Source organism: Geodermatophilus sp. FMUSA9-8 (genome assembly GCF_037034165.1).
GTDB lineage: Bacteria > Actinomycetota > Actinomycetes > Mycobacteriales > Geodermatophilaceae > Geodermatophilus > Geodermatophilus nigrescens.
Window position 1 is genome coordinate 81,632 of sequence record NZ_JBAGKE010000009.1, and the last position, 24,654, is coordinate 106,285.

Here is a 24,654-nt window from a genome sequence, read left to right on the forward strand (position 1 = left end):
CGTGCCGCGCCGGGGACGACGGAGCAGCGGGGGGCGGCCGGGCGGCCGCCCCCCGCTGTCGCGTCGCCCCGAGCCGGTCGAGGAGGCCAGCGACGGCGACTGGGTCGTCCGGCAGCTGAGCGGCGCCGCGAGCACCAAGGCCTACCGCTGCCCCGGCTGCGACCAGGAGATCCGGCCCGGCACGCCGCACGTGGTCACGTGGCCCGCCTACGCCCGCGACTCCGACCTCGAGCCGTGGGACACCGACTCCGCGGCCGACCTGCGCCGGCACTGGCACACCGCCTGCTGGCGGGCCCGCGACCGCCGTCGCTAGACGAGCCGCGCGAAGACCACCACGTTGTCCTCGTAGCTGCGCACCGAGCGGTCGAAGGCGCCGCCGCAGGTGACCAGCCGCAGCTGGGCGTCGGCGGTGGGGCCATAGACCGCCTCGGTGGGGAAGGCGTCCTTCGGGTGCCGCTCGACACGGGTGACGGTGAACCGGGCGGTCGCGCCGTCGGAGCGGTCGACGAGCACCTCGTCGCCGGGGGCGAGCTCGCGCAGCCGGAAGAACACCGCCGGCCCCGCGGTCGAGTCGACGTGCCCGGCCACGACCGCGGGGCCGGTCTCGCCGGGCACCGGCCCGTCGGCGTACCAGCCGGCCAGCGCGAAGTCGGCGGGCGCCCCGAGCGCGCCGGCGCTGTCGAGGCCGAGGTCGACCAGCGCGCTGTCGACGCCGATCGCCGGCACCCGCACCCGGGTGGGCACCGCCGTCGTCGCGGGCGGCGGAGCGGCCAGCACCACCGGGCCGCCCGGCGACGGGGCCGGCGACGGTTCCGCCGCGCCGGCCGGCGATGGGGACCCGGGCGCCAGCAGGACGGCCGCCCCGGCGGCCAGGGCGAGCACCCCGACGACGACGCGCAGCAGCACCGCCCCCCGCCGGCGGGGTGCGCGGTGCCGCGCACGGCGGGGGGCGGGACGTCGCCGGGGGGAGGTCACCGCGCCCGCGGGCCGGCGGCGTGCCGCGGGCCCGCGGCTGCGGTGCGCCGGGAGGCGACCAGCAGCAGCCCGCCGCCCGCGGCCAGCGAACCGGCCGTCGCGGTGAGCACGACCGGCAGCGACGGGGAGTCCCCGGCCGTCCCGCCGGCGCCCGCCTCCACGCCGCCCGCGGGCACCACCCCCGGGCTGGCCGCGTCGAGCGCCGTCTGCACGCTCAGGCCGCCACCCGGGCGGTCGAGGACGAGCACGCTGTAGACCGAGCCCGCGTCCACCTGCACCGGCAGGTCGGTGGCCTGCCCGCCCTCGGGCGTGACGCTGATGCTGGTGACGCCCGCGGGCACGTCCACGTAGCCGGTGGTCTCGGCGAAGGCGAGGTCGGTGGCCACCGACGGGCCGCCGGGCACGGCGACGTCGAGGGTCGGCGCGCTCGCCGCGGCCGCGATCACGCGCACCCGCGAGGACCCGGCCGCGGGCGGCGTCAGGTCGTCCTCGAGCACCTCGAGGCCCAGGTCGGCGAAGGGCCCGACGCCGGCCACCGTGCGGGCGGAGTCGGTGCCCACCTGCACCGTCGTCGACAGCACGGGCGGGCTGTCGGGGGCGGCGCCCGCGGCCCGCATGCTGATCGCGTACGTGCCGACGGGGACGGTCTGGTAGTCCGACACCGTGCCGTAGCCGACCGCCGGGAACACCTGCCCGGCGGCGGGGTCGGCGACCGAGTCGACGTACACGTCGACCGCGGGGGTGTCGGGCGACAGGTGCGCCAGGCGCAGCAGCCCCCCGTCGGCGGCGCTCGCCGCGGGCAGCGGCAGGCCTGCCAGGCCCGCCGTCAATGCCGCCACCGCCAGGACCCGGCTCGTCCTCGTCACTGCGTCCTCCCCGTGTCCGGACCCGCGCTGCTCGCGGCACCCCGCGCACCGGCGGAGCCGGGCGACCGCCCCACGTCTACCCGCCGCCCGGGCGGGTCGCACGCCGAGGTCCGCCCGGGCGCGCCGTCAGCCCGCCGCGGCGCTGACCAGGGCGTCGGGCGCCGAGACGTAGTGGAAGGACACCAGCACGCCCGCGTCGCTCACCTGCACGTCGTCGGGGCGGTAGGGCGGCAGCTGGGCGTCGAGCCACTCGCGCAGCGCCGCCGTGGCCGCCGCGTCTGCGGGCACCGGCGCGCCCGCCACGGCGCCGACCAGCACCCGCCGGGCCGGGGCGTCGCCGGCCTCCTCGCCGGGCAGCGCGGGGAACCCGGCGATGCGCACGCCCTCCCGCGCGGCGACGGCGGCGAGCATGCTCAGCAGCCGCGCGTCGACGTCGCCGGCCCGCAGGACGGCCGTGACCGCGGGGTCCTCGCCGGTGGCCGGGTTGGCCAGCAGCGCGTCGGCCAGCGCGCGGCGGCGGTCGAGCTCCTCCGCGGTGGGCTCGGCCGGTGCGGGGTCGACGACCAACATCCGGCTGCCGTCCCCGGGCCGGTCGAAGGCGGCCACCACCCGCGCGCCCTCCGGCGCCGGCCCGACGACGGCGAGCAGGCTCCCCGAGGACGCGCCCTGCTCGGCGGGGCGCAGCCGGTCGGCGGGCACGCCCTCCGCCGCGAGCTCCTCGCGGACGCCGGCCGAGGCGGCGAGGTCGGTCGACGGCGGCAGCGCGGCGGCCAGCCAGTCGGCGGGCGAGGTCGCGCCGGCGGCGGGAGACGCCGCGGCGGCGGTCGACCCGGACGACGGCGCCGGGGACGGGCCGGTGGTGCTGCCGCCGGCGTCGCCGGTCAGCCGCGGGACGAACGCGGCGCCGACGACCAGCACGGCGAGCACGGGGGCCAGCAGCGCGCCCCGGCCCGGCGGTCCCGACAGGGCCGGGCGCCGCCGGTGCCGGGCGCGGGAGGGCGTCCGCGCCGGGGCGGCGCCGGGCGCGGGGCCGCCGTCGTCCTCGGGAGCGGCGTGCCGTGGTCCGGTGCCCTCCGGTCCGGCGGCGTCAGGCACGGGTCCTGCCTACCCTGCCGGGCCGCCGTCCGCGCGCCGGTCGCGCTGCGTCGCCGGAGAACTGCGGGCGGGTCTCAGCGCCGCCCGGGCACGGCCGGCTGGCTGCCCGTGTCCCGCGGGTCGACCGCCGGCTGGACCTGCGTCTGCGGGCCCTCGCCCGGGGCCCGGGACTCCTCGGCCGGGGCGCCCTCGGGCCGGGCGCTGTCGGACCGGGCGCTGTCGACGCGCGTCGAGCCGCCGGAGTGCCGGCCCTCGTCCTGCGCGCTGGTGTGCACCGGGCGGATCGACTGCGTCTGCTCGGGCGAGGCGCCGGGCGGCTGGGTGGCCGGCTGGGTCACCGGCTGCGGCGCGGTCACCGCTCGGCCGGGCGCGGGCCGCGGCGGCGCCGTCTGCGGGCCCCCGGCGGGCTGCGCCCCGGCCTGGACGGCCGTCTGGACGGCGGTCTGCGGGCCGACCGCCGGCTGCATCCCGGTCTGCGGGCCGACGGCGGGCTGCATGGCCGTGGGCGGGCCCTGCGGCTCGCGGCGGGGGAGGCGCGCCTCCTGGGTCGCCCCCGGCCGCGGCTGCTGCGCCGGGGCCTGCGGGGCCGGGCCCTGGGCCGCCGGGGCCTGCTGGCCCTGCGGGGCGGGACCCTGCTGGGGCTGCTGCGGGCCCGCCGGGCGGGGCTGCGGGCGGTCGCCGAGCTCGGGCAGGGCGGACAGCACCCGCCGGGCCTCGACGAGGCGGCCGGTCAGCTCGTCACGGACGCGGCGGATGGCGGCGGCGGAGGCCTCGGCCTCGCCGACGATGCGGGCGGCGTGCGCCTCGGCGGCGGCGACCCGGTCCTGCGCGGCCTGCACCGACGCGCGCTCGCGCTCGTCGGCGGCGCGCGCGGCCTCGTCGCGGCGGGCGCGCTGCGCGATGTCGAAGTCCTGCTCGACCTTGGTGCGGCGGGCCTGGGACTCGGCGTCGAGGCGGGCGACCTTCTCCTGCGCCTTGGTGACCAGCTCGTCGGCGCGGATCTGCGCCTTGCTGGCGATCTGCTCGGCGTTCTGCCGGGCCTCGGCGAGCATCCGTTCGACCTCGGCCCGCCCGGCGGCGTGCCGCTCGAGCATCGCGCGCTCCTCGGCGGCGGTCTGCTCGCGCAGCGCCCGGGCCTCCTGCTCGGCGGCGCCGCGGATGTCGGCGGCCTCCTCCTCGGCCAGCCGGAGCATGTGCGAGATGCGCTCGCTCATGTTCTCGAACGTGGCCGGGCCCTGGTTGGCGGCCCTGCGGCGCAGCTGGTCGATCTCCGCGTGCATCGCCGAGAGCTGCCCGGCGAGGTCGCTGACGCGGCCGGCCGCGGCGTCCCGGTCGGCGAGTGCCACCCGGATGTCGGCCTCGAGACGCTCGATCGTCTCGGCCACCTGGTGGCGGTCGAAGCCCCGCAGCACCACGTCGAACGAGTGCTGTGCCTCGCGCATGGGCAGCAGGTCGCGGCGGGGATCGGTCATGCGGTTCATCCTCGCAGAGTCGGGGGGTGTCGTCAGCGTGTCGGACGGGGCCCGCACCGCGGGCCACCGAGCCCCCGGACCGCGCCCCGTCGGTCAACGAAGCGGTCCCCCCCGGGGTGCCCGGGCGCCCGCGAGGGGCGCCCGGGCGGGCAGCATGCCACGGTCCCCGGGCCCGGTCGACCGGGCCCGGGGACCGTGGTCACACGCCGCGGAAGCGGTTGATCGCGGCGAGGTGCTTCTCGCGCTTCTCGGCGTCCTTGACGCCGAGGCCCTCCTCGGGGGCGAGGGTCAGCACGCCGACCTTGCCCTGGTGGAGGTTGTGGTGGACGTCGTAGGCGGCCTGGCCGACCTCGTCCATGGCGTAGGTCTTCGACAGGGTCGGGTGGATCAGTCCCTTGTCGATGAGCCGGTTGGCCTCCCACGCCTCCTTGTAGTTGGCGAAGTGCGAGCCGACGATCCGCTTGAGGTTCATCCACAGGTAGCGGTTGTCGTAGGAGTGCATGTAGCCGCTGGTGGAGGCGCAGGTGACGATCGTGCCGCCCTTCTTGGCGACGTAGACGCTCGCGCCGAAGGTCTCGCGGCCGGGGTGCTCGAAGACGATGTCGACGTCGTCGCCGCCGGTGAGCTCGCGGATCCGCTTGCCGAAGCGCTGCCACTCCTTGGGGTCCTGGGTCTGCTCGTCCTTCCAGAACCGGTAGCCCTCGGCGGAGCGGTCGATGACCAGCTCGGCGCCCATCGACCGGACGATGTCGGCCTTCTCGGGGGAGGAGACGACGCAGACGGGGATGGCGCCGCCGTTGAGCGCCATCTGGGTGGCGTAGGAGCCCAGGCCGCCCGAGGCGCCCCAGATGAGGACGACGTCGCCCTGCTTCATCGCCGCGCCGTTGCGGCTGACCAGCTGCCGGTAGGCGGTGGAGTTGACCAGCCCGGGGGCGGCCGCCTCCTCCCACGACAGGTGGGCGGGCTTGGGCATGAGCTGGTTGCTTTTGACCAGCGCCAGCTCGGCCAGGCCGCCGAAGTTGGTCTCGAAGCCCCAGATCCGCTGCTGCGGGTCCATCATCGTGTCGTCGTGGCCGGCCGGGTCCTCCAGCTCCACCGACAGGCAGTGGGCCACGACCTCGTCGCCGGGCTTCCACTTGTTGACGCCCGCGCCGACCTTGAGCACGACGCCGGCGAGGTCGGAGCCGACCACGTGGTAGGGCAGGTCGTGGCGCTTGGTGAGGTCGTTCTGGCGGCCGTAGCGCTCGAGGAAGCCGAAGGTGCTGACCGGCTCGAAGATCGACGTCCAGACGGTGTTGTAGTTCACCGACGACGCCATGACGGCGACGATCGCCTCGCCCGGGCCGAGCTCGGGGGTGGCGACCTCCTCCACGTGCAGCGACTTGCGCGGGTCCTTCTCCTTCGGAGGCAGGCCCGCGAACATGTCCTGCTCGTCCTTGCGGACCAGCACGGCCTTGTAGGACTCCGGCACCGGCAGGCCGCCGATGTCACTGAGCTGGTCGGCGAGGATGGCGTCCCGAATGGCGTCCACGTGTGTCTCCCGGGTCTTCATTGGCTCGGAGGGCGGTGCGGTGCGGCGGAGGTTACCGATGGGTAACCGGGCGTCGCGAGGGTGGGCGGCGAGACCGTGGCGGACGTCTCACCGGGCCCGGCGACGGGTCAGTGCGCGGTGCGGGCGGGCTCGACGAGCTCGACGAGCACGCCGCCGGCGTCCTTGGGGTGGACGAAGTTGACGCGGCTGTCCGACGTCCCCCGCCTCGGGGTGTCGTAGAGCAGGCGCAGGCCGCGCTCGCGCAGCGTGGCGCTCACGGCCTCGACGTCGTCCACGCGGAAGGCGAGCTGCTGCAGGCCGGGGCCGGACCGCCCGATGAACTTGGCGATCGTCGACTCGGGGGTGAGCGGCGCGAGCAGCTGGATGCGCGTCTCCCCGGTGCCGACGGCGAGCATCGCCTCGCGGACGCCCTGCTCCTCGTTGGTCTCCTCGTGCACCGAGCGCACGCCGAGGGTGGTCGCGTAGAAGGCGATCGCCTCGTCCAGGTCGGGGACGGCGATCCCGACGTGGTCGATGGTCGTGAACAGCTCGGCGGGTAGACCCGCGGGGGCGTCGGCGGTCATCGGACCATCTTGGCGCAAGACGTCTGAGACGACTCTGCCGTGTGGCGGGCATCACGCCCTGCGGGTCCACCCCGGACCGCCCGCCGCCCGGTGGACGACGGGACCCCCGGGCGGCCCGTCGACCCGGTTGGAGAACCGATCTATCCTGACCGGCAGCCCGTTCGCCGCGACTCGCTGTCCTGCGGGTGCGGCCCGATCCGCGGTCGCCAGCGTCGGCGACGCGCCCTTGGAGGCAGCATGTCCCGCTCGGTCATCGTCGGCGGCGCCCGGACCCCGATGGGCCGGCTCCTCGGCTCGCTCAAGGACTTCTCCGCCGCCGACCTCGGCGGCGTCGCCATCAAGGCGGCCCTCGAGCGCGCGGGCATCAGCGGCGACCAGGTCGACTACGTGATCATGGGCCAGGTCATCCAGGCCGGCGCCGGCCAGAACCCGGCCCGCCCGGCCGCGGTCGCCGGCGGCATCCCGATGACGGTCCCGTCCTTCACGCTGAACAAGGTCTGCCTGTCCGGCCTCGACGCGATCGCGCTGGCCGACCAGCTCATCCGCGCCGGCGAGTTCGATGTCGTCGTCGCCGGCGGCATGGAGTCGATGACGCAGGCGCCGCACCTGCTGCCGAGCTCCCGCACCGGCACCAAGTACGGCGACGCCACGCTGGTCGACTCGATGGCCCACGACGGCCTGTCGGACACCTTCGACCAGATCGCCATGGGCGCCCTGACCGAGCGGGCCAACGCGCAGTACCAGCTCACCCGCGAGGAGCAGGACGCCTTCGCCGCGGAGAGCCACCAGAAGGCCGCCCGCGCCCAGAAGAACGGGGTCTTCGACGAGGAGATCACCCCCGTCCTCATCCCGCAGCGCAAGGGCGACCCCATCGAGTTCCGCGAGGACGAGGGCATCCGCGCCGACACCACGGTCGAGACGCTCGCCAAGCTCAAGCCGGCCTTCGCCAAGGACGGCACCATCACCGCCGGCACCGCCTCGCAGATCTCCGACGGCGCGTGCGCGGTGGTCGTCATGTCCGCGGAGAAGGCCGCCGAGCTCGGCTGCACCGTGCTCGCCGAGATCGGGGCGCACGGCGTCGTCGCCGGGCCGGACGCCACGCTGCAGAGCCAGCCGTCGCGGGCGATCCAGAAGGCCTGCGCCCGCGAGGGCATCGCCCCGGAGGACCTCGACCTCGTCGAGCTCAACGAGGCCTTCGCGGCCGTGGGCATCGTGTCCACCCGCGAGCTCGGCATCGACCCGGAGAAGGTCAACCCGAACGGCGGCGCGATCGCGCTGGGCCACCCGGTCGGCATGAGCGGCGCCCGGATCGTCCTCGACCTGGCCCTGGAGCTGCGCCGTCGCGGCGGCGGCGTCGGGGCGGCCGCGCTGTGCGGCGGTGGCGGCCAGGGCGACGCGCTGATCCTGCACGTGCCCGCGAAGGCGTGACCTCGGACGGCGTCGTCCTGGACGGCACGGCCGTCGCGACGCCCGGCCCCGTCGCCCCCCGTGGGCGGCGGGGCCGGCGCGCTGTCGACGTCCCCGACCTCGTCGCCCGGGCCCGCGACGGCGAGGCCCGCGCGGTCGCCCGGCTGATCTCGCTGGTCGAGGACGCGAGCCCGGTCCTGCGCGAGGTCGCCGCGGCGCTGGCCCCGCACACCGGGCACGCGCAGGTCATCGGCCTGACCGGCTCGCCCGGGGTGGGCAAGTCCACGACGACGACGGCGCTGGTCCGCGCGCTGCGCGCCGCCGGCCGGCGGGTGGGCGTGCTCGCCGTCGACCCGTCCTCGCCGTTCTCCGGCGGCGCCCTGCTCGGCGACCGCGTGCGGATGCAGGACCACGCCGGCGACCGCGGTGTCTACATCCGGTCGATGGCCTCCCGCGGCCACCTCGGCGGGCTGGCCTGGGCGACCCCGCAGGCGCTGCGCGTGCTCGACGCCGCCGGCTGCGACGTGGTGCTGGTGGAGACCGTCGGCGTCGGGCAGTCGGAGCTGGAGATCGCCTCGCTCGCCGACACCACGCTCGTGCTCGTCGCGCCCGGGATGGGCGACGGCATCCAGGCGGCGAAGGCCGGGATCCTCGAGGTGGCCGACGTCTTCGTCGTCAACAAGGCCGACCGCGACGGCGCCGACGCCACCGTGCGCGACCTGCGGTACATGCAGTCCCTCGGCGGGCGGCACACCGGCCCGGGCGCGTGGCGACCGCCGATCGTGCGGGCCGTGGCCTCGCGCGACGAGGGGGTCGACCGGGTCCTCGCCGAGGTCGGGGAGCACCGCCGCTGGCTGGACTCCTCCGGCGAGGGCGCCCGCCGCCGCGCCGAGCGGGCCGCCCGCGAGATCGAGGCGATCGCGCTGGCCGGACTGCGCGAGCGGATGGGCGAGGTGCGCGGGTCGGCGGCGCTGGGCGCGCTCGCCGCCGAGGTGGTGGCGGGGGAGACCGACCCCTACCGCGCCGCCGACCGGCTCCTCGCCTCGTTGTGACCGGGCGGCTCCCAGGTCCCGCGAGCAGACTGTCCCGGTGAACGGGAAGCCGGACGCCGTCGTCGTCGGATCGGGACCCAACGGCCTGGCCGCAGCTCTCCGGCTGGCCGCCGCGGGACTGCGGGTGCAGGTGGTCGAGGCGGCCGACAAGCCCGGTGGCGGGATGCGCACCGAGGAGCTCACCCGGCCCGGCTACCGGCACGACACCTGCTCGAGCGTGCACCCGATGGCCGCCGCCGCGCCCTTCTTCCGCGAGTTCGACCTGCCCAGCCGCGGTGTGCGGCTGGTGCACCCGGAGATCGCCTACGCGCACCCGCTCGACGGCGGGCGGGCGGCGGTGTCGCGGTACTCGCTGGAGGAGACCGCCGAGGGCCTCGGCTCCGACGGCGCGGCCTACCGGCGGCTGTTCGAGCCGCTGGTCGAGCACGGCCAGGACGTCATCGACTTCTTCCTCATGAGCCGGCTGCGGCGGCTGCCCACCCGCAGCGTCGGCGCGATCACGCACTTCGCGCTCAACGCGCTGCCCAACGTGCGCTGGCTGGTGCACCGGTACTTCGAGACCGACGAGGCGCGGGCGCTCATCGGCGGGGCGGCCGCGCACGGGATGCTCGACCTCGGCCGGCCGCTCACCGCGGGCCTGGGCATGGTGCTCGGGATGCTGGCCCACCACCGCGGGTGGCCGCTGGTCGAGGGCGGCTCGCAGCGGCTGGCCGACGCGATGGTCACCGCGCTCGAGCAGCAGGGCGGCGAGGTGGTGACCGGGCACCGGGTCACCGACCTGCGCGAGTTCGACGGCGTCCCCGCGGTGCTGCTCGACACGACGCCCGGGGCCTTCGTCGAGATGGCCGGGGACCGCGTGAACCCGGGCTACCGGCGCTGGGTGTCGCGGTACAAGCACGGGCCAGGCGTCTTCAAGATGGACTGGGTGCTGTCGGAGCCGGTGCCCTGGACCAACCCCCAGGTGCGCCGGGCGGGCACCGTCCACGTCGCCGGGGACCTCACCGAGACGATCGCCGGCGAGGCGGCGTCCGCGGCCGGCCGGATCACCGACAAGCCCTACGTGCTCGCCGTCCAGCCGACCGTCGTCGACCCGACCCGGGCGCCCGAGGGCGGGCACGTGTTCTGGGCGTACGTGCACGTGCCGCACGGCTCGCCGGTGGACATGACCGACGCCATCGAGGCGCAGGTGGAGCGGTTCGCGCCCGGCTTCCGGGACACGATCGTCGCGCGCGCGGTGAAGAACGCCCCGGCGATGGAGGCGTGGAACCCCAACCACGTCGGCGGGGACATCTCCAACGGCGAGGCGTCGCTGCGGCAGATGCTCGCCCGCCCGGTGCCGCGGTGGAACACCTACAAGACGCCGGTCGACGGCGTGTACCTCGCCTCGGCGGCCACCCCGCCCGGGCCCGCGGTGCACGGCGCGTGCGGCGACAACGCGGCCCGCGTCGCGCTGCGCGAGGTGTTCGGCGTCCGCGGGGTCCCGCGCCTGCGCCCCGCCGCCTGACACCCATTCGGCCTCGCGCCCTGCGCCCGTTGTCGACCTACGGCTGCCTCAGCCCCGCCGAGACAGCCGCAGGTCGACAACGGGCGGGGTCATCGCGAGCGCCGCGGCCACACGGGCGACGACGAGACCGGGCTCGCGGAGGTCCTCGGCGGTCACGAAGACCACCCGCCACCCCGCCGCGGTGAGCCGGTTGAGACGAGCGCGGTCGGGGGCCACCTGCTGCGGCCGCCCGTGCCACCGGCCCTCGTACTCGACGGCGACCCGCTGCTCGGGCCAGGCGAAGTCCACCCGCGCCACGAATCGGCCGTCGTCGTCCAGGACGGTGTGCTGGGCGAGCGGCCGGGGCAGGCGAGACCCGTGCAGGAGCAGTCGGAGCCGGGTCTCCTGCGGCGAGCCGGCCAGCCCGTCGGCCAGGTCGGCGACGCGCCGTGTACGTCGGCAGCCGGGTCCGGTCGCCGCCGCAGCAGCCGCACGGACGGCGCCAAGGCCGGTCGCCCTCGCGACGACGAGTGCGTCGACGAGTGCGACGGAGTCCTCCAGTGCTCCCCGGCCGCGGCCGACATCGACCGCGGTGGTCGCCGCAGTGGTCACCGGGATGCCGCGCCGGGTGGTCACCTGGTCGGCCGCCAGGGCCCACCGGCGGACGTGGACGCCTGGCACGGTCGACGCCGACGAGCCGGGCGGCACGGTGAGCTCGACGTCGTCGTCCGGGCCGGCAGCGTCCACGCCCCAGAGGACCGCTGCGCTCCTGCCCGACACCACCGCTCCGGGCAGGAGCAGCAGGGCCGCGGCACCGGCGCGCACCTCGTGGGTCACGGCGACCGTCGAGCAGGCGTAGACGTCACGGAACAGGCGCTGCCAGGCGGTGCTGCGCAGCTGTCCCCGCGTGAGACGGCCGGCGGCCACCTGGGAGGAGCCGCGGAACACACGGCCACGCAGCCGTGCAGGTCGGAAGGGGCGGATCGGCACCGGCGGAGGATGGCCGAGCGGGCCGATCCCGCGCTGGAGCCGTCCACAGGCGGGGCGCCCGTTGTCGACCTGGTGTCCCCTCGGGACGGCCGAGACCGCCGCAGGTCGACGTGGCGCGACTGGGTGACCGGTCGGCGTCGCGGAGGGGGTGGCGGGGCGCGGCAGGTAGCGTCGGGCGCATGGTCCGGGCGCTGGGGCTGCCGTTCGACCCGATCGAGCGCGCGGGGGAGACCTGGGAGCAGCACTTCGGGCCGGCCTCGGCGATGCGCGCGGCGACGTCGGTGTTCCGGGTCCAGCAGATCCTGCTCGCCCGCTTCGACGAGGTGCTGCGCCCCCACGGGCTGACCTTCGCCCGCTACGAGGTGCTCGTGCTGCTCACCTTCAGCCGCGCCGGGCAGCTGCCGCTCAAGGTCATCGGCAGCCGGCTGATGGTGCACCCGACGAGCGTCACCAACGCCATCGACCGGCTGGCCGCTGCCGGGTACGTCGACCGCCGGCCCAACCCCGCCGACGGCCGCGGCGTGCTCGCCGGAATCACCGAGCGCGGCCGCGCCGTGGTGGAGGCCGCCACCGGGGAGCTGACCGCGCTCGGCTTCGGCCTCGACGACCTGCCGGAGGCCGAGCAGGAGACGCTGTTCGAGCTGCTGCGCCGGGTCCGCCTGGGCGCCGGCGACGTTGCCGGGCTCGACCCCGCCCCGTCCGCCGAGGGCTGACGCGGCGCGCCCGCGCCGGTGGGATCATGGGAGCCATGCAGCCCACCCGTCCCGGACGCCCCGACCCGCGCGCGCAGGCCCAGCAGGCACAGCTGGCCGCCTCCCTCGCCGGTGCGGTCGACCTCGCCGCCGTCAAGGCGCGCTCCGAGGCCGCCGCCCGGGCCCAGGCAGCCCCGCCGCCCAGCGCCGCGGCCCCCGCGGGCGCTCCCGGCTCGGCGGTCGTCGACGTCACCGAGGCCACCTTCCAGACCGAGGTCCTCGACCGCTCCTTCCAGGTGCCGGTCGTCCTCGACCTGTGGGCCGAGTGGTGCGGCCCCTGCAAGCAGCTGTCCCCGGTGCTCGAGCGCCTCGCCGCCGAGGGCGGCGGCTCGTGGGTGCTCGCCAAGGTCGACGTCGACGCCAACCCGGCGCTGGCCCAGGGTCTGCGCGTGCAGGGCATCCCGGCGGTCAAGGCCGTCTGGCAGGGGCAGCTGGTCGCCGAGTTCACCGGCGCCATCCCCGAGGAGCAGGCCCGCCAGTTCGTCACCGAGCTGGTGCGCGCCACCACCGGCGGCGCCGTCCCCGGCGCGGCCGAGGGCGAGGACGACGGCCTCGAGGACCCCCGCCTCGACGCCGCCGAGGCCGCGCTCGAGCGCGGTGACCTCGAGGCCGCCGAGGCCGCCTACGCCGCGATCCTCGAGGCCGAGCCCGACCACCCGGTCGCCGGCCTCGCGCTCAGCCAGGTGCGGCTCATCCGCCGCGCCGAGGACGCCGGCCCCGACGCCGTCGCGCAGGCGGACGCCGCCCCCGACGACGTGGCCGCGCAGACCCGCGCCGCCGACTTCCTGCTCGGCACCGGAGACGTCGAGGGCGCCTTCGCCCGCCTGGTCGACACCGTGCGGCGCACCGCCGGCGAGGACCGCGACGCCGCGCGCGTGCACCTGGTCGGGCTGTTCGACGTCGTGGGTGCCGAGGACCCGCGGGTCGTCGCCGCCCGCCGTCAGCTGATGGCCGCCCTGTACTGACCCGGGGTCACACGCCGACGTCGCAGCTGGCCGCGCCGTTCAGGAAGCCGGCGCGGAACAGGTCGACGAGCTGGAAGCCGGTCAGCTCGACGTCGGCGAGCACGTCCGGGTCGTTGCCGTACTCGAGCAGGAACTGCACGCTCTCGTCGAGGTCGCCGGGCGAGATCGTCACCGAGGTCAGCTGGGCGTTGTAGACCTGCGCGGAGTACCAGCCGGTGAGGCAGACCGCCGACTGCAGGGCCGCGGTGTCGTCGGTGGACAGGTCGAGCTGGTCCCGGGCGGCGAGCGAGTACGGGATCGCGACCCCGGTGACCAGCGCGAAGTCGCCGAGGTCGTAGGCGGCCGAGGCGAAGTCGGCGTCGTAGGCGACCAGGCCCGACCCGTCGCCGCCGTCGGGGCAGTACACGAGCGCGACGTCGGACGGCGCGCAGGACGGTGGGCCGTCGGTGCTCTGCAGCTCCGGCTCGGTGAACTGCGCGTCGAGGACCTCGGTGAACGCCCGGTCCCAGAACTCCGGCAGCGACGCCGCGAGGATGTCCTCGGTGTCGGGGAAGGGCGCGTTGCCGCCGCTGGCGAAGTCGGCATCGCTGGTGAACTCGCCCTGGGTGAAGACCCGGTCGGGGCCGAAGCGGTCGCGGCAGGCCGTCGCGCCGTCGTCGAAGCCCTCCTGGAAGGCCGAGACCCGGTCGAAGTAGGAGCCGTGCGCCTGCTGCTCGCCGGAGCCGGTGCCGACCGGGTCGCGCAGCAGGAAGTAGCCGCGCAGCAGCTGGTCGAGGTCGGCGGTGTCGACCGAGGCGTACTCGCCGTTGCCGTCGGCCACCCAGGCCGTCCACGCGCCGGCGAGGCAGTCGGCCTGGGTCTCCGTGGCGATGGACGTCCGCGGGTAGCCCACCCGCCCCTGCACGGCGTGGCCGAACTCGTGCGCCATCACCAGCTGCGGCAGCACCTCGCCGTACTGGGAGGCCAGCTCGCCGAGGAAGGCGCGGTCGTAGCTGATCGAGTCGGAGTTCGGCACGCCCTGCGAGGAGCAGTAGAAGGCGTTGTTCTCCAGGTCGCGCGGGTCGGTGCCGCAGCCGATGCCCTCGGGGTAGGCCGCCGGGTCGATGTCGTTCGGGTCGACGCTGAAGTAGCCGCCGGCCAGCGGCGGGAACGGCTCGCCGTAGACGTCGGGGAACGTCTGCGACCAGTAGGTCTCCAGGTCGGCCAGGGCGTTGCGCGACAGCGCATCGATCGGGTTGTCCGTGGAGCCGACGATCTGCAGCGTCCCGTCGTCGACCGACTGCGAGGGCATGCCCTGCAACGACGGCGTGCCGATGACGACGTAGGAGCACGCCGACGTCGCGAGGACGCCGAGCGTGGCCACGGCGGCGAGCAGGCCCCGGGAGCGCGCTGTCTGGCTCATCAGCGCGCCCTTACCCGCGCCGGCGCCGTCCGAACGCGGCGCCGGCGCGGATGAGGAGGTCAGAGCCCGATGTCGCAGCCGGCCCCGCCCTCGAGGAAGCCGTCGCGGAAGGCGTCGACCATCTCGAAGCCCGACAGGTCGGTGTTGGGGAAGACGCCGTCCTCCTGGCCGTAGGTGAGCAGGAAGACGGCGGCCTCGTCGACGTCGCCGGGGGAGAGGCTGCCGATCTGCTCGAAGTCGCCGGTCCAGAACCGGGCGGTGTACCAGCCGGTCAGGCAGACGGCCGACGAGATCGCGGCGGCGTCGTCGACCGGCAGGTCCAGCTGCGCGCGGACGGCCTGCGCGTAGCCGACCGAGACGGCGGCCGCGACGGCGAAGTCGCCGATCTGCTCGTAGGCGCCACTGAGCAGCTCGCCGTCGACGTAGACGGTGTCGTCGGCCTCGCAGTAGCCGACGTCGCGGTCCTCGGCGCCCATGTCGCCGCAGTCGGGTGCCGTGCCTTCGAACGTCTCGATCGCCGGCGCGGTGAACTGCGCGCCCAGACCCGGGAACACCGACTCGTAGAACGCGGGCAGGGTCTGCTCGACCAGGCCACCGATCTCGTCGATCGGGGCGTTGCCCTCGTTGTCGAGGTCGTCCTCGGTGAGGAACTCGGTGGCGGTGAACAGCCGGTCCTCGGTGAAGTCGTCGCGGCAGGTGCCGACGCCGCCCTCGAAGCCGGCGTAGAAGCCCGACAGCCGGTCGAAGCCCGAGCCGTGCGCCCGGTCGTCGTCGGGGGCGAGACCCACCGGGTCGCGCAGGCCGATGAAGCCCAGGACGACGCTGTCGAGCTCCGACATCCGCAGCGCCGTGTGCTCGGCGTTGCCGTCGACCACCCAGCGGGTGAAGGCGCCGGCCAGGCAGTCGGCCTGGGTCTCGACGACGATCGTGGAGTCGGCGAAGCCGAACCGGCCCTGCATCGCGTGGCCGATCTCGTGCGCCATCACCGCGGGGCCGAGGTAGGGCCCGTTGGCCTCGCTGAGCTGCTGCAGCAGCGCCCGGTCGTAGGCGACGACGTCGCAGTTCGGGTCGTAGTGGGCGTTGTTCGCGACACCCTCCGGGTCCTCCGGCGCCTCCGCGCAGCCGATCCCGGTGGCCGGGTAGGCCGACGCGTCGATCGCGGTGGAGTCGACCGAGAAGTAGCCGCCGGTGATCGGCTGGTACTCCTCGCCGAAGAACTCCGGGTACGCCTCGGACCAGAAGGCGTCGAGGTCGGCGAGGGCGTTGCGCGCCCGCCGGTCGGCCTCGGTGTCGGCCGAGCCGGTGATCGGGAAGTCGGCGGCGGCGACGTCGGCCGGCACCCCCGGGCCGGGGGCCGCGGCACCCGCGACGGTGCCCGAGCACCCGGCGAGCAGCACGCTGCCCACCACGAGGACGGCGAGTCCGGGTCGTCGGGCATGCCTCATCGCGCGGTGTTCCTCCTCTGCCGGTGCCGGCAGCGGAGCCGGCGGGACCGCCCGGCGCCGCCGGGGGCGGCGCGGAGCCGGGCCATGATGCACGGACCGGGAGGAGCGCGGAACGGGTCTGCGCGCGGCCCCGCCGCGCGGGGAGCGCGGCGGGGCCGGGGAGCGCGGCGGGGCCGGGGAGCGTCGGGCGGGCGTCAGCCCTCGTGCAGCAGCCAGAGGGTGCCGAGCGGGGGAGCGGACACGGTGGCCGAGAACGGCTGGCCGTGCCAGGACTCCTCGACGGCGTCGACGCCGCCGTAGTTGCCGACGCCGGAGCCGCCGTAGCCCTCGGCGTCGGTGTTGAGCACCTCGCGCCACCGGCCGCCGCGCGGCAGGCCGATGCGGTAGCCGTGGTGCGGCGACCCGGAGAAGTTGCAGACGACCGCCAGCGCCTGCCCCGGCGTCTGCCCGCCGGCGGGCGTCGTGCCGCCGTCGCCGGACTCGGCCGCCTCCGTGGGCGTGGGGACGTCGGCGACCTTCGGCCGGCCGTAGCGCAGGAAGGTGACGACGTTGCCGCCCGCGTCGTTGGCGTCGATCCACTGGAAGCCGGCCGGGTCGACGTCGAGCGACCACAGCGCCTCGGTCTCGCGGTAGCGGGCGTTCAGGTCGGTCACCAGCTCCAGCACGCCGCGGTGCGCGGGGTCGTCGAGGTGCCACCAGTCCAGCGAGCGGCTCTCGGCCCACTCGCCGTCCTGCGCGAACTCCGAGCCCATGAACAGCAGCTGCTTGCCCGGGTGGGCCCACATGTAGGCCAGGTAGCCGCGGACGCCGGCCAGCTGCTGCCACCGGTCGCCGGGCATCTTCCGCAGCAGCGAGCCCTTGCCGTACACGACCTCGTCGTGGCTGATCGGCAGCACGTAGTTCTCGGAGTAGGCGTACATCATCGAGAACGTCAGCTGGTTGTGGTGGTAGCTGCGGTGCACCGGCTGGCGGGCCACGTAGGCCAGCGAGTCGTGCATCCAGCCCATGTTCCACTTGAAGCCGAAGCCCAGGCCGCCGAGGTGGGTGGGCCGGGTGACGCCCGGCCAGGCGGTCGACTCCTCGGCGATGGTGACCACGCCGGGGACCTCGCGGTAGATGGTGGCGTTGACCTCCTGGAGGAAGGACACCGCCTCCAGGTTCTCCCGCCCGCCGTGCACGTTGGGCACCCACTCGCCGTCCTCGCGCGAGTAGTCGAGGTAGAGCATCGAGGCCACCGCGTCGACGCGCAGGCCGTCGACGTGGAACTCCTGCGCCCAGAACAGCGCGTTCGCCACGAGGAAGTTGCGCACCTCGGTGCGGCCGAAGTTGAACACGAACGTGCCCCAGTCCGGCTGCTCGCCGCGGCGGGGGTCGGCGTGCTCGTAGAGCGCGGTGCCGTCGAAGCGGCCCAGCGCCCAGGCGTCCTTGGGGAAGTGCGCGGGCACCCAGTCGACGATGATCCCGAGGCCGGCCTGGTGCGCCCGGTCGACGAGGTACCGGAAGTCGTCGGGGCTGCCGAACCGCGACGTCGGCGCGTAGTAGCTGGTGACCTGGTAGCCCCACGAGCCGCCGAACGGGTGCTCGGCGACGGGCAGGAACTCCAGGTGGGTGAACCCGGCGGAGACGGCGTAGTCGACGAGCTCCTCGGCCAGCTCCCGGTAGGACAGCCCCTGCCGCCACGAGCCGAGGTGCACCTCGTAGATGCTCATCGGCCGCTCGTGCCAGCCGCCGCGCTCGCGGGCGGCCAGCCACTCGTCGTCGCGCCACTCGTGGGTGGACTCGGTGACGACGGAGGCGTTGAGCGGCGGCACCTCGGTGGCGAACGCCATCGGGTCGGCCTTCTCGCGCCACACGCCGTCGGCGCCGAGCACGTGGAAGCGGTAGCGGCTGCCGGCCTGCACGCCCGGGACGTAGATCTCCCAGACGCCGATCGAGCCGAGCTGGCGCATCGGGTAGGAGCGGGCCTCCCAGTAGTCGAAGTCGCCGGTGACCTTCACGCCCTGGGCGTTGGGCGCCCACACGGCGAAGGAGACGCCCTCGACCCGGCCGCGCGGGGTGTCGTAGCGACGGACGTGCGCGCCGAGCACCTCCCAGAGCCGCTCGTGCCGGCCCTCGCCGACCAGGTACTGGTCGAGCTCGCCGAGGGTCGGCAGCCAGCGGTAGGGGTCGTCGACGAGGAAGGTGTCGGTGCCGCCCTCGCCGTTGCCGTAGCTGACGTCGAGCCGGTAGTCGCCGGGCTGGCTCGGGAGACGGGCCTCGAAGACGCCGCCCGGGTGGATCTGCCGGGCGTCGTAGCGGGCGTCGTCCTGGTCGACGACGGCCACGGCGGCGGCGTCGGGGCGCAGCGCGCGCACCACCCAGCCGTCGCCGGACGGGTGCGCGCCGAGGACCCGGTGCGGGTCGCGCGACCAGCCGTCGACGATGGCCCGCAGGTCCTCCTCGGTCACCTCGTCGACGGGGTCGTGGTCGCCCTCGCCGCCGGCGCCGGAGGCGAGCCCGCCCCCGTCGCCGGGAGCCGGCTCGGCAGACGCGCCGGAGGGGGCCTGCGACGACGACGGGGCGGGGGCCTCCGACGGCGACGGGGACGGGGCCTCGGACGGCGACTCGGACGGCGACTCCGACGGGGCCTGCGGCGTCATCGGCGTCGCCGGGTCCGGGTCGGGCGCCTCCGGCTGCTCCGCGGGGGCGCCGGTCGGCGACCCCGGCTCGGCGATCGGCGCCGGCGCCACCACCGGCGTCGCGGTGCCGCCCTGCTCGACGATCACCTGCTCGGCGGGCTCGGCGGCGGTGTCGGCGACCGTCTTCTTGGCCGGCGCGCGCTTGCGGGTGGCCTTCGCGGGGGCGCCGTCCCCGGCGGCCGCGGCGGCCTTCTTCGTCGTCCGCTTCGCGGCCTTGGCCGGTGCGGCGGGCTCGGCCGCGCCGTCGCCGTCCGCGAGCGCGGCGGCGGCCTTCTTCGCCGGGGCCTTCTTCGCGGCGGCCTTCTTGGCCGGGGCGCGCTTGCGGGCCGGCGTCGGGTTCACGATCGGCTCGCTCTCGGCCGCCTCGGCGGCAGCCGCCTTCTGCTCGACCACCCGCTGCAGCTCGTCCTTGGTCGCCGGCGCCTCGGGGGTCTCGTGGCCGGTGGAGTCGCTCGTCGTCATCGTCGGGGTGCCGTCCTCTGCTGCCGTCGTCTCGTCTGTGTGCGGTGCGGTGCGGGCCTCAGGCCTCGCCGGCGGTGAGCCGGGAGAGCGACTGGAGCGGGATCATCAGCCAGTTCGGCCGGTTGCGCGCCTCGTAGACGCACTCGTAGACGGCCTTGTCCGCCTCGAAGGCCCGCAGGAGAGGGGAGTCCCCGCACGGGTCGATCCCGCTCGCCGCCGAGTAGCCCGCACAGAAGGCACCGCGGTTGCGCACTGCCCACTCCTGCGCCCGGTACGCGCGCTGGGGGTCGTCGGGCTGCTCCACGAGCATGTGACGTGCGGCGTAGTCGAAGCTGCGCAGCATGCCCGCCACGTCGCGCATCGGGCTGTCGAGCTGCCGCCGCTCGGCCAGCGGCCGGGCCGGCTCGCCCTCGAAGTCGAGCACCACCCAGCCGGTCGCGGTGCGCAGCACCTGGCCGAGGTGGAAGTCGCCGTGCACCCGCTGGCGCACGACCGTCTCGGGGCTGTCGGCGACGGCGGCGTAGACCGCCCGCAGCCGCTCGAGGTGCTCCTCCAGCTGCGGGACGACGGCCAGTGCCGCCTCGAGCCGCTCGACCATGCCCCGGGCGGTGGCGGCGAACCAGTCGCGGTCGGCGGGCTCGGTCGGCAGCACCCGCGCGAGGTCGGCGTGCACCGACGCCGTCGCCGCGCCCAGCCGCTCGCTGTCGGCGGCGAAGTCGCCACCCACCTCGTCGGCGTGCAGGTCGCCCTCGGCGTAGAGGTCGCGCACGCTCGCGGTGGCCAGCCGCCAGCCGTCGCTGGCGTTCGGCACGAAGGTCTGCAGCATCGCCACGGTGGCGGGCTCGCCGTCGGGGGTGTCGATCTCGACGTGGCCGAGCAGTGGGGCGATGTGCGGGTTCTCGGTGCGGCGCAGCGCCTCGCCGATCTCGACGTCGGGGTTGAGCCCGGGCTCGAGCCGGCGGAACAGCTTGAGGATGGCGTCCTGGCCGTAGACGAGCGAGGTGTTGCTCTGCTCGGTGGAGATGACGTCGCCGGGCACGCCCTCGGGGATGGCGGAGCTCCCCGAGGGGGAGAAGTGCATCGGCCCGACGGTCGAGGCGGCGGCCAGGTGGGTCAGCCACGGCGTCGTGGCGTCGCGGTCGCGCAGCGCGTCGTAGGCGTAGTTCTCCCGGTCGGCGCCCTCGGCGTCCTTCACCGGTACGGCGCCGACGAAGGCCGAGGTCAGGTCCTCCTCCGGGTGCGCCCGCCACGACAGCGGCACGAGGTAGGTCTCGACGGCGCCGTCGGCGTAGGTGACCCGGACGCGGTGGACCGAGAGCACCGGCTCGGAGCGGGAGAGGAAGAAGCCCTCCTCGCTCACGTCGGCCCACTCGCGGCCCTTGCCGCCGAACCAGCGCTGGTGCGGCATCCAGTCCCGCAGGACGTGGGCCAGGGCGGTGCTCATCGGGGTCCTCCGGTGCTGGGCGGGACGTCGTCGCCGGTTCGCGTGTCGCTGCCGCCGGGGATCTGCTCGGCCTCGCTGACGAGGCCGGCGGCGAGCAGCGCGTCGGCGACCGGGCTGGTCGCGGACTCCGGCTCCGCGGCGGGCTCCTCGACCGGCTCCGCCGGCTTGGCCAGCTCGAACCAGTAGAAGCCGTGCCCGGCGAGGGTGAGCATGTAGGGCAGCACGCCGATCTGCGGGAACTCGACCCGGCCGGTGAGCTCGATCGGCGTGTAGCCCTCGAACCGGCGCAGGTCGAGCTCCACCGGCTGCGGGAAGCGCGAGAGGTTGTTGACGCACAGGACGACGTCGTCGCCGAACTCGCGGACGAACGACAGCACCGTCGGGTTGCGCGAGCCGATCTCCTCATAGGTGCCCCGGCCGAAGGTCGGGTGCTCCTTGCGGACGGCGATCATCCGGCGGATCCACTGCAGCATCGAGTTGCTGTTGCGCAGCTGCGCCTCGACGTTGGTGGTCTGGTAGCCGTAGACCGGGTCCTGGTTCAGCGGCAGGTACATCCGCTGCGGGTCGGCGGTGGAGAAGCCGCCGTTGCGGTCGGGCGTCCACTGCATCGGGGTGCGGACGCCGTCGCGGTCGCCGAGCCAGATGTTGTCGCCCATGCCGATCTCGTCGCCGTAGTAGAGGACCGGCGACCCGGGCAGGCTCAGCAGCAGCGCGTTGAACAGCTCGAGGGTGTTGAGGTCGTTCTCCAGCAGCGGCGCCAGCCGGCGGCGGATGCCGATGTTGGCCTTCATGCGGGGGTCCTTGGCGTACTCCGCCCACATGTAGTCGCGCTCCTCGTCGGTGACCATCTCCAGGGTCAGCTCGTCGTGGTTGCGCAGGAAGATGCCCCACTGGCAGTTGTCGGGGATCGGCGGCGTCTGGGCCATGATCTCCGAGATCGGGAACCGCTGCTCCCGGCGGGCGGCCATGAACAGCCGCGGCATGACCGGGAAGTGGAAGGCCATCTGGCACTCGTCGCCGTTCTCGCCGAAGTACTCGACGACGTCGGCCGGCCACTGGTTGGCCTCGCACAGCAGCACGCGGTCGGGGTAGTCGGCGTCGACCACCTTGCGCACGTGCTTGAGGAACTCGTGGGTGCGGGGGAGGTTCTCGCCGTTGGTGCCCTCCTCCTCGAACAGGTAGGGCACCGCGTCGAGCCGGAAGCCGTCGATGCCCAGGTCCAGCCAGAAGCGCAGGGCGTCGATGATCGCCTCCTGCACCTTCGGGTTCTCGAAGTTGAGGTCCGGCTGGTGGGAGAAGAAGCGGTGCCAGAAGTACTGCTTGCGCACCGGGTCGAACGTCCAGTTCGAGCTCTCGGTGTCGACGAAGATGATCCGCGCGTCGGCGTAGCCGGTGTCGTCGTCGGCCCACACGTAGAAGTCGCCGTAGGGGCCCTCGGGGTCGCTGCGGCTGGCCTGGAACCAGGGGTGCTGGTCCGAGGTGTGGTTCATGACGAAGTCGATGATCACGCGGATGCCGCGGGCGTGGGCCGCCTGCAGCAGGGCGCGGAAGTCGTCGATGTCGCCGAACTCGGGCAGCACCGCGGTGTAGTCGCTGACGTCGTAGCCGCCGTCGCGCAGCGGCGAGGCGAAGAACGGCGGCAGCCACAGGCAGTCGACGCCGAGCCACTGCAGGTAGTCGAGCTTGTCGAGCATGCCGCGCAGGTCGCCGATGCCGTCGGCGTTGCTGTCGGCGAAGCCGCGGACGAGCACCTCGTAGAAGACGGCGCGCTGGAACCACAGCGGGTCGCTGCCGCGCGGCGGCAGGCCGGAGGTCGAGTCGGTGGGATCGGGCACGGGGAGCGTCATCGGAGCGGGTCGTCCTCGCGGTTCAGCGGTGGTCCGGGGAAGGGGCGGTCGGCGCTCAGCGGACCGGTGGCGGCCAGGTGACCGGCCGGGGGAGGTGCACCGAGAAGACGTGCGCGGGCTCCCAGTAGGGGTCGAGCTCGACGTAGTTGAACTGGCCCCAGTCGTAGCGCGCGCCGGTGATCTCGTCGGTCACGGCGAACCGCTCGTGCCAGTCGAGACCGAGCGCCGGCAGGTCCAGCGACGTCGTCCCGATCTGCCGGTTCTGGCTGTCGAGCGCGCAGACCACGAGGACGGCGTCCTGCGAGCCCGGGTCGGTCTTGGAGAAGCAGAGCAGGTTGCCGTTGTCGACGCCGTGGAAGCGCAGCGTGCGCAGCTGCTGCAGCGCGGGGTGCGCGCGCCGGATCTCGTTGAGCCTGCGCAGGTAGGGCGCCAGGCTCCGCCCGGCGGCCTCGGCGCCGGCCCAGTCGCGGGGACGCAGCCGGTACTTCTCGCTGTCGAGGTACTCCTCGCTGCCCGGCTTGACCGCCACGTGCTCGAAGAGCTCGTAGCCGCTGTAGACGCCCCAGGTCGGGCTCATCATCGACGCGAGCACCGCGCGGATCTTGAACATCGGCGGGCCGCCGTACTGCAGGCTCGCGTGCAGGATGTCCGGGGTGTTCACGAAGAAGTTCGGCCGCATGTAGTGCGCGTTGGAGGCGAGCTCCCGGCCGTACTCCTCGATCTCCTCGCGGCCGGTCCGCCACGTGAAGTACGTGTAGGACTGCGTGAAGCCGATCCGCGCGAGCTGGTGCATCATCGCCGGCCGGGTGAACGCCTCGGCCAGGAAGAGCACGTCGGGGTCGGTCTCCTTGACCTTCCAGATCAGCCAGTGCCAGAAGTCCAGCGGCTTGGTGTGCGGGTTGTCGACGCGGAAGATCCGCACGCCGGCGTCCATCCACACGCGCACGACCCGCAGCACCTCGGCGTAGATGCCCTCGGGGTCGTTGTCGAAGTTGACCGGGTAGATGTCCTGGTACTTCTTCGGCGGGTTCTCCGCGTAGGCGATCGTGCCGTCGGGCTTGGTGGTGAACCACTCCGGGTGCTCGGCCACCCACGGGTGGTCGGGCGCGGCCTGCAGCGCGAGGTCGAGCGCCACCTCCATGCCGAGGGAGCGGGTGCGCTCGACGAAGGCGCGGAAGTCCTCCATCGTGCCGAGCTGCGGGTGGACGGCGTCGTGCCCGCCCTCGGCGCTGCCGATCGCCCACGGCGAGCCGACGTCGTCCGGGCCGATCTCGTTCGGGTTGCCGCCGGGGAACTGGGCGGTGTTCGGGCCCTTGCGGTTGACCGTGCCGATCGGGTGGATCGGCGGCAGGTAGACGACGTCGAAGCCCATGTCGGCGATCGCCGGCAGCCGGTCGGCGGCGGTGGTGAAGGTGCCGTGCGTGGGCTGCCCGCCGACGACGGCACCCTCCGAGCGGGGGAAGAACTCGTACCAGGAGCCGTAGAGCGCGGTCGGCCTGTCGACCCACACCTCGTGGTCGGCGGTCGGGGTGACCAGCTCGCGGACCGGGTGGCCGTCGAGGTACTGCTGCAGGCCGGTGGCCAGCGCCGGGGCGACGCGCTCGTGCAGACCGCGCGTCCCGTCGCGCAGCGCGGTGACCGCGTCGGTGAGCCGCCCGCGCCACTCGGCGTCGGCGTCGGCGGCGGTGTCGGCGATGACGCGCTCGAGCAGCCGCGCGCCCTCCTCGAGGTCGTTGGCGAGCTCGGCCGGGCCCTGGCCGGCGTCGATCTTCACCTCGACGGCGTGGTGCCAGGTGGCCAGCGGGTCGCTCCACGCCTCCACGCGGAAGGTCCAGCGGCCCTCCCGGTCGGGCACGACCGTGGCGATCCAGCGGTCGGGCTCCTCGCCGAAGCGGCGCATGCGGGTGAAGGCACCGCGCGTCCCGTCGGGAGCGGTCCAGACGACGTCGGCGGCGACGGCGTCGTGGCCCTCGCGGAACACGGTGGCCGTGATCGGCAGGTGCTCACCGACCACGGCGCGGGCCGAGAAGGACCCGCAGGACACGACGGGGGCGACATCGGAGATGCCGAGGCGGAGGTCAGGTCGGCGAGTCATCGCGGCCACGCTATCCAGCCGGGGGGTCGCCCACACCTCGGCCGGGGGCCGCCCACCCGTCCGGTTCCGGCACGTCCCGGTGCCGTGACGGGTGTGATCCGTCCACCCT

At 74.9% G+C, this 24,654-nt stretch carries 19 protein-coding genes; 6 read left to right on the plus strand and 13 right to left on the minus strand.

Going from position 1 to position 24,654, the window contains the following annotated elements:
* Position 1: 1 nt before the first annotated feature.
* Positions 2-313, plus strand: coding sequence for a hypothetical protein (locus WA616_RS18105; protein ID WP_073421722.1), 312 nt, complete (start codon positions 2-4; stop codon positions 311-313).
* Here WA616_RS18105 and WA616_RS18110 read toward each other — a convergent pair.
* The 6 genes from WA616_RS18110 to mce all read right to left on the minus strand — a co-directional run bounded on the left by WA616_RS18110 (position 310) and on the right by mce (position 6,523).
* Positions 310-906 carry a class F sortase gene (locus WA616_RS18110; RefSeq protein ID WP_336032029.1) on the minus strand — a complete coding sequence of 199 codons (597 nt, stop codon included), beginning with the start codon at positions 904-906 and terminating at the stop codon, positions 310-312. The two genes, WA616_RS18105 and WA616_RS18110, sit on opposite strands and share 4 nt — an antisense overlap.
* 65 nt (positions 907-971) lie before the next feature.
* Positions 972-1,841, minus strand: a complete 870-nt coding sequence (locus tag WA616_RS18115) for a DUF4397 domain-containing protein (RefSeq protein ID WP_336032031.1) — start codon at positions 1,839-1,841, stop codon at positions 972-974.
* A gap of 126 nt (positions 1,842-1,967) precedes the next feature.
* Entirely contained in the window at positions 1,968-2,936 is a 969-nt protein-coding gene (locus WA616_RS18120) for a hypothetical protein (protein ID WP_336032033.1), read from the minus strand.
* Positions 2,937-3,010: 74 nt separating this feature from the next.
* A complete protein-coding gene (locus WA616_RS18125) occupies positions 3,011-4,408 on the minus strand; it encodes a hypothetical protein (protein WP_336032034.1) in 1,398 nt (465 codons plus the stop codon).
* A gap of 199 nt (positions 4,409-4,607) precedes the next feature.
* Positions 4,608-5,939: a crotonyl-CoA carboxylase/reductase gene (gene ccrA / locus WA616_RS18130; protein WP_336032035.1), complete on the minus strand. Its 1,332-nt coding sequence runs from the start codon at positions 5,937-5,939 to the stop codon at positions 4,608-4,610.
* 128 nt (positions 5,940-6,067) lie between these two features.
* Positions 6,068-6,523 carry a methylmalonyl-CoA epimerase gene (gene mce / locus WA616_RS18135; RefSeq protein WP_336032036.1) on the minus strand — a complete coding sequence of 152 codons (456 nt, stop codon included), beginning with the start codon at positions 6,521-6,523 and terminating at the stop codon, positions 6,068-6,070.
* A gap of 237 nt (positions 6,524-6,760) precedes the next feature.
* Here mce and WA616_RS18140 point away from each other — a divergent pair, with 237 nt between their 5' ends.
* From WA616_RS18140 to WA616_RS18150, 3 genes are read left to right on the plus strand one after another with little or no spacing between them, the layout of a single operon-like run.
* Positions 6,761-7,951, plus strand: coding sequence for an acetyl-CoA C-acetyltransferase (locus tag WA616_RS18140; RefSeq protein WP_336032038.1), 1,191 nt, complete (start codon positions 6,761-6,763; stop codon positions 7,949-7,951).
* On the plus strand, positions 7,948-8,982 hold the full coding sequence (meaB, locus tag WA616_RS18145) for a methylmalonyl Co-A mutase-associated GTPase MeaB (protein WP_336032039.1): 1,035 nt from the start codon (positions 7,948-7,950) through the stop codon (positions 8,980-8,982). Before WA616_RS18140 ends, meaB begins: the two co-directional genes overlap by 4 nt.
* Positions 8,983-9,019: 37 nt before the next feature.
* Positions 9,020-10,486: a phytoene desaturase family protein gene (locus WA616_RS18150; RefSeq protein ID WP_336032041.1), complete on the plus strand. Its 1,467-nt coding sequence runs from the start codon at positions 9,020-9,022 to the stop codon at positions 10,484-10,486.
* Positions 10,487-10,534: 48 nt separating this feature from the next.
* On the opposite strand, the gene WA616_RS18155 is transcribed toward WA616_RS18150, so the two are convergent.
* Positions 10,535-11,392 carry an endonuclease domain-containing protein gene (locus WA616_RS18155; protein ID WP_336032043.1) on the minus strand — a complete coding sequence of 286 codons (858 nt, stop codon included), beginning with the start codon at positions 11,390-11,392 and terminating at the stop codon, positions 10,535-10,537.
* A gap of 242 nt (positions 11,393-11,634) precedes the next feature.
* On the opposite strand from WA616_RS18155, the gene WA616_RS18160 reads away from it, so the two are divergent.
* Together WA616_RS18160 and WA616_RS18165 are read left to right on the plus strand one after the other, a co-directional pair.
* The gene (locus tag WA616_RS18160; protein ID WP_336032045.1) at positions 11,635-12,168 is read left to right on the plus strand and encodes a MarR family winged helix-turn-helix transcriptional regulator; all 534 of its coding nucleotides are present in this window, start codon (positions 11,635-11,637) and stop codon (positions 12,166-12,168) included.
* A 35-nt stretch (positions 12,169-12,203) separates the two neighbouring features.
* Positions 12,204-13,172: a tetratricopeptide repeat protein gene (locus WA616_RS18165; RefSeq protein WP_336032047.1), complete on the plus strand. Its 969-nt coding sequence runs from the start codon at positions 12,204-12,206 to the stop codon at positions 13,170-13,172.
* A gap of 7 nt (positions 13,173-13,179) precedes the next feature.
* Here WA616_RS18165 and WA616_RS18170 read toward each other — a convergent pair whose 3' ends face one another.
* The 6 genes from WA616_RS18170 to WA616_RS18195 form a co-directional block, all read right to left on the minus strand.
* Positions 13,180-14,574, minus strand: coding sequence for a hypothetical protein (locus WA616_RS18170; protein WP_336032050.1), 1,395 nt, complete (start codon positions 14,572-14,574; stop codon positions 13,180-13,182).
* Positions 14,575-14,633: 59 nt separating this feature from the next.
* Positions 14,634-16,019: a hypothetical protein gene (locus tag WA616_RS18175; RefSeq protein ID WP_336032052.1), complete on the minus strand. Its 1,386-nt coding sequence runs from the start codon at positions 16,017-16,019 to the stop codon at positions 14,634-14,636.
* Positions 16,020-16,213: 194 nt separating this feature from the next.
* Positions 16,214-19,159 (minus strand): 1,4-alpha-glucan branching protein GlgB, encoded by a 2,946-nt coding sequence (gene glgB, locus WA616_RS18180; RefSeq protein WP_336032054.1) that lies wholly within the window; start codon positions 19,157-19,159, stop codon positions 16,214-16,216.
* Positions 19,160-19,217: 58 nt separating this feature from the next.
* A complete protein-coding gene (locus tag WA616_RS18185; RefSeq protein WP_336032056.1) occupies positions 19,218-20,603 on the minus strand; it encodes a maltokinase N-terminal cap-like domain-containing protein in 1,386 nt (461 codons plus the stop codon).
* Positions 20,600-22,450: a maltose alpha-D-glucosyltransferase gene (gene treS, locus WA616_RS18190; protein WP_073421736.1), complete on the minus strand. Its 1,851-nt coding sequence runs from the start codon at positions 22,448-22,450 to the stop codon at positions 20,600-20,602. Before treS ends, WA616_RS18185 begins: the two co-directional genes overlap by 4 nt.
* Positions 22,451-22,505: 55 nt before the next feature.
* Positions 22,506-24,545 carry an alpha-1,4-glucan--maltose-1-phosphate maltosyltransferase gene (locus WA616_RS18195; RefSeq protein WP_336032057.1) on the minus strand — a complete coding sequence of 680 codons (2,040 nt, stop codon included), beginning with the start codon at positions 24,543-24,545 and terminating at the stop codon, positions 22,506-22,508.
* Positions 24,546-24,654: the final 109 nt, after the last annotated feature.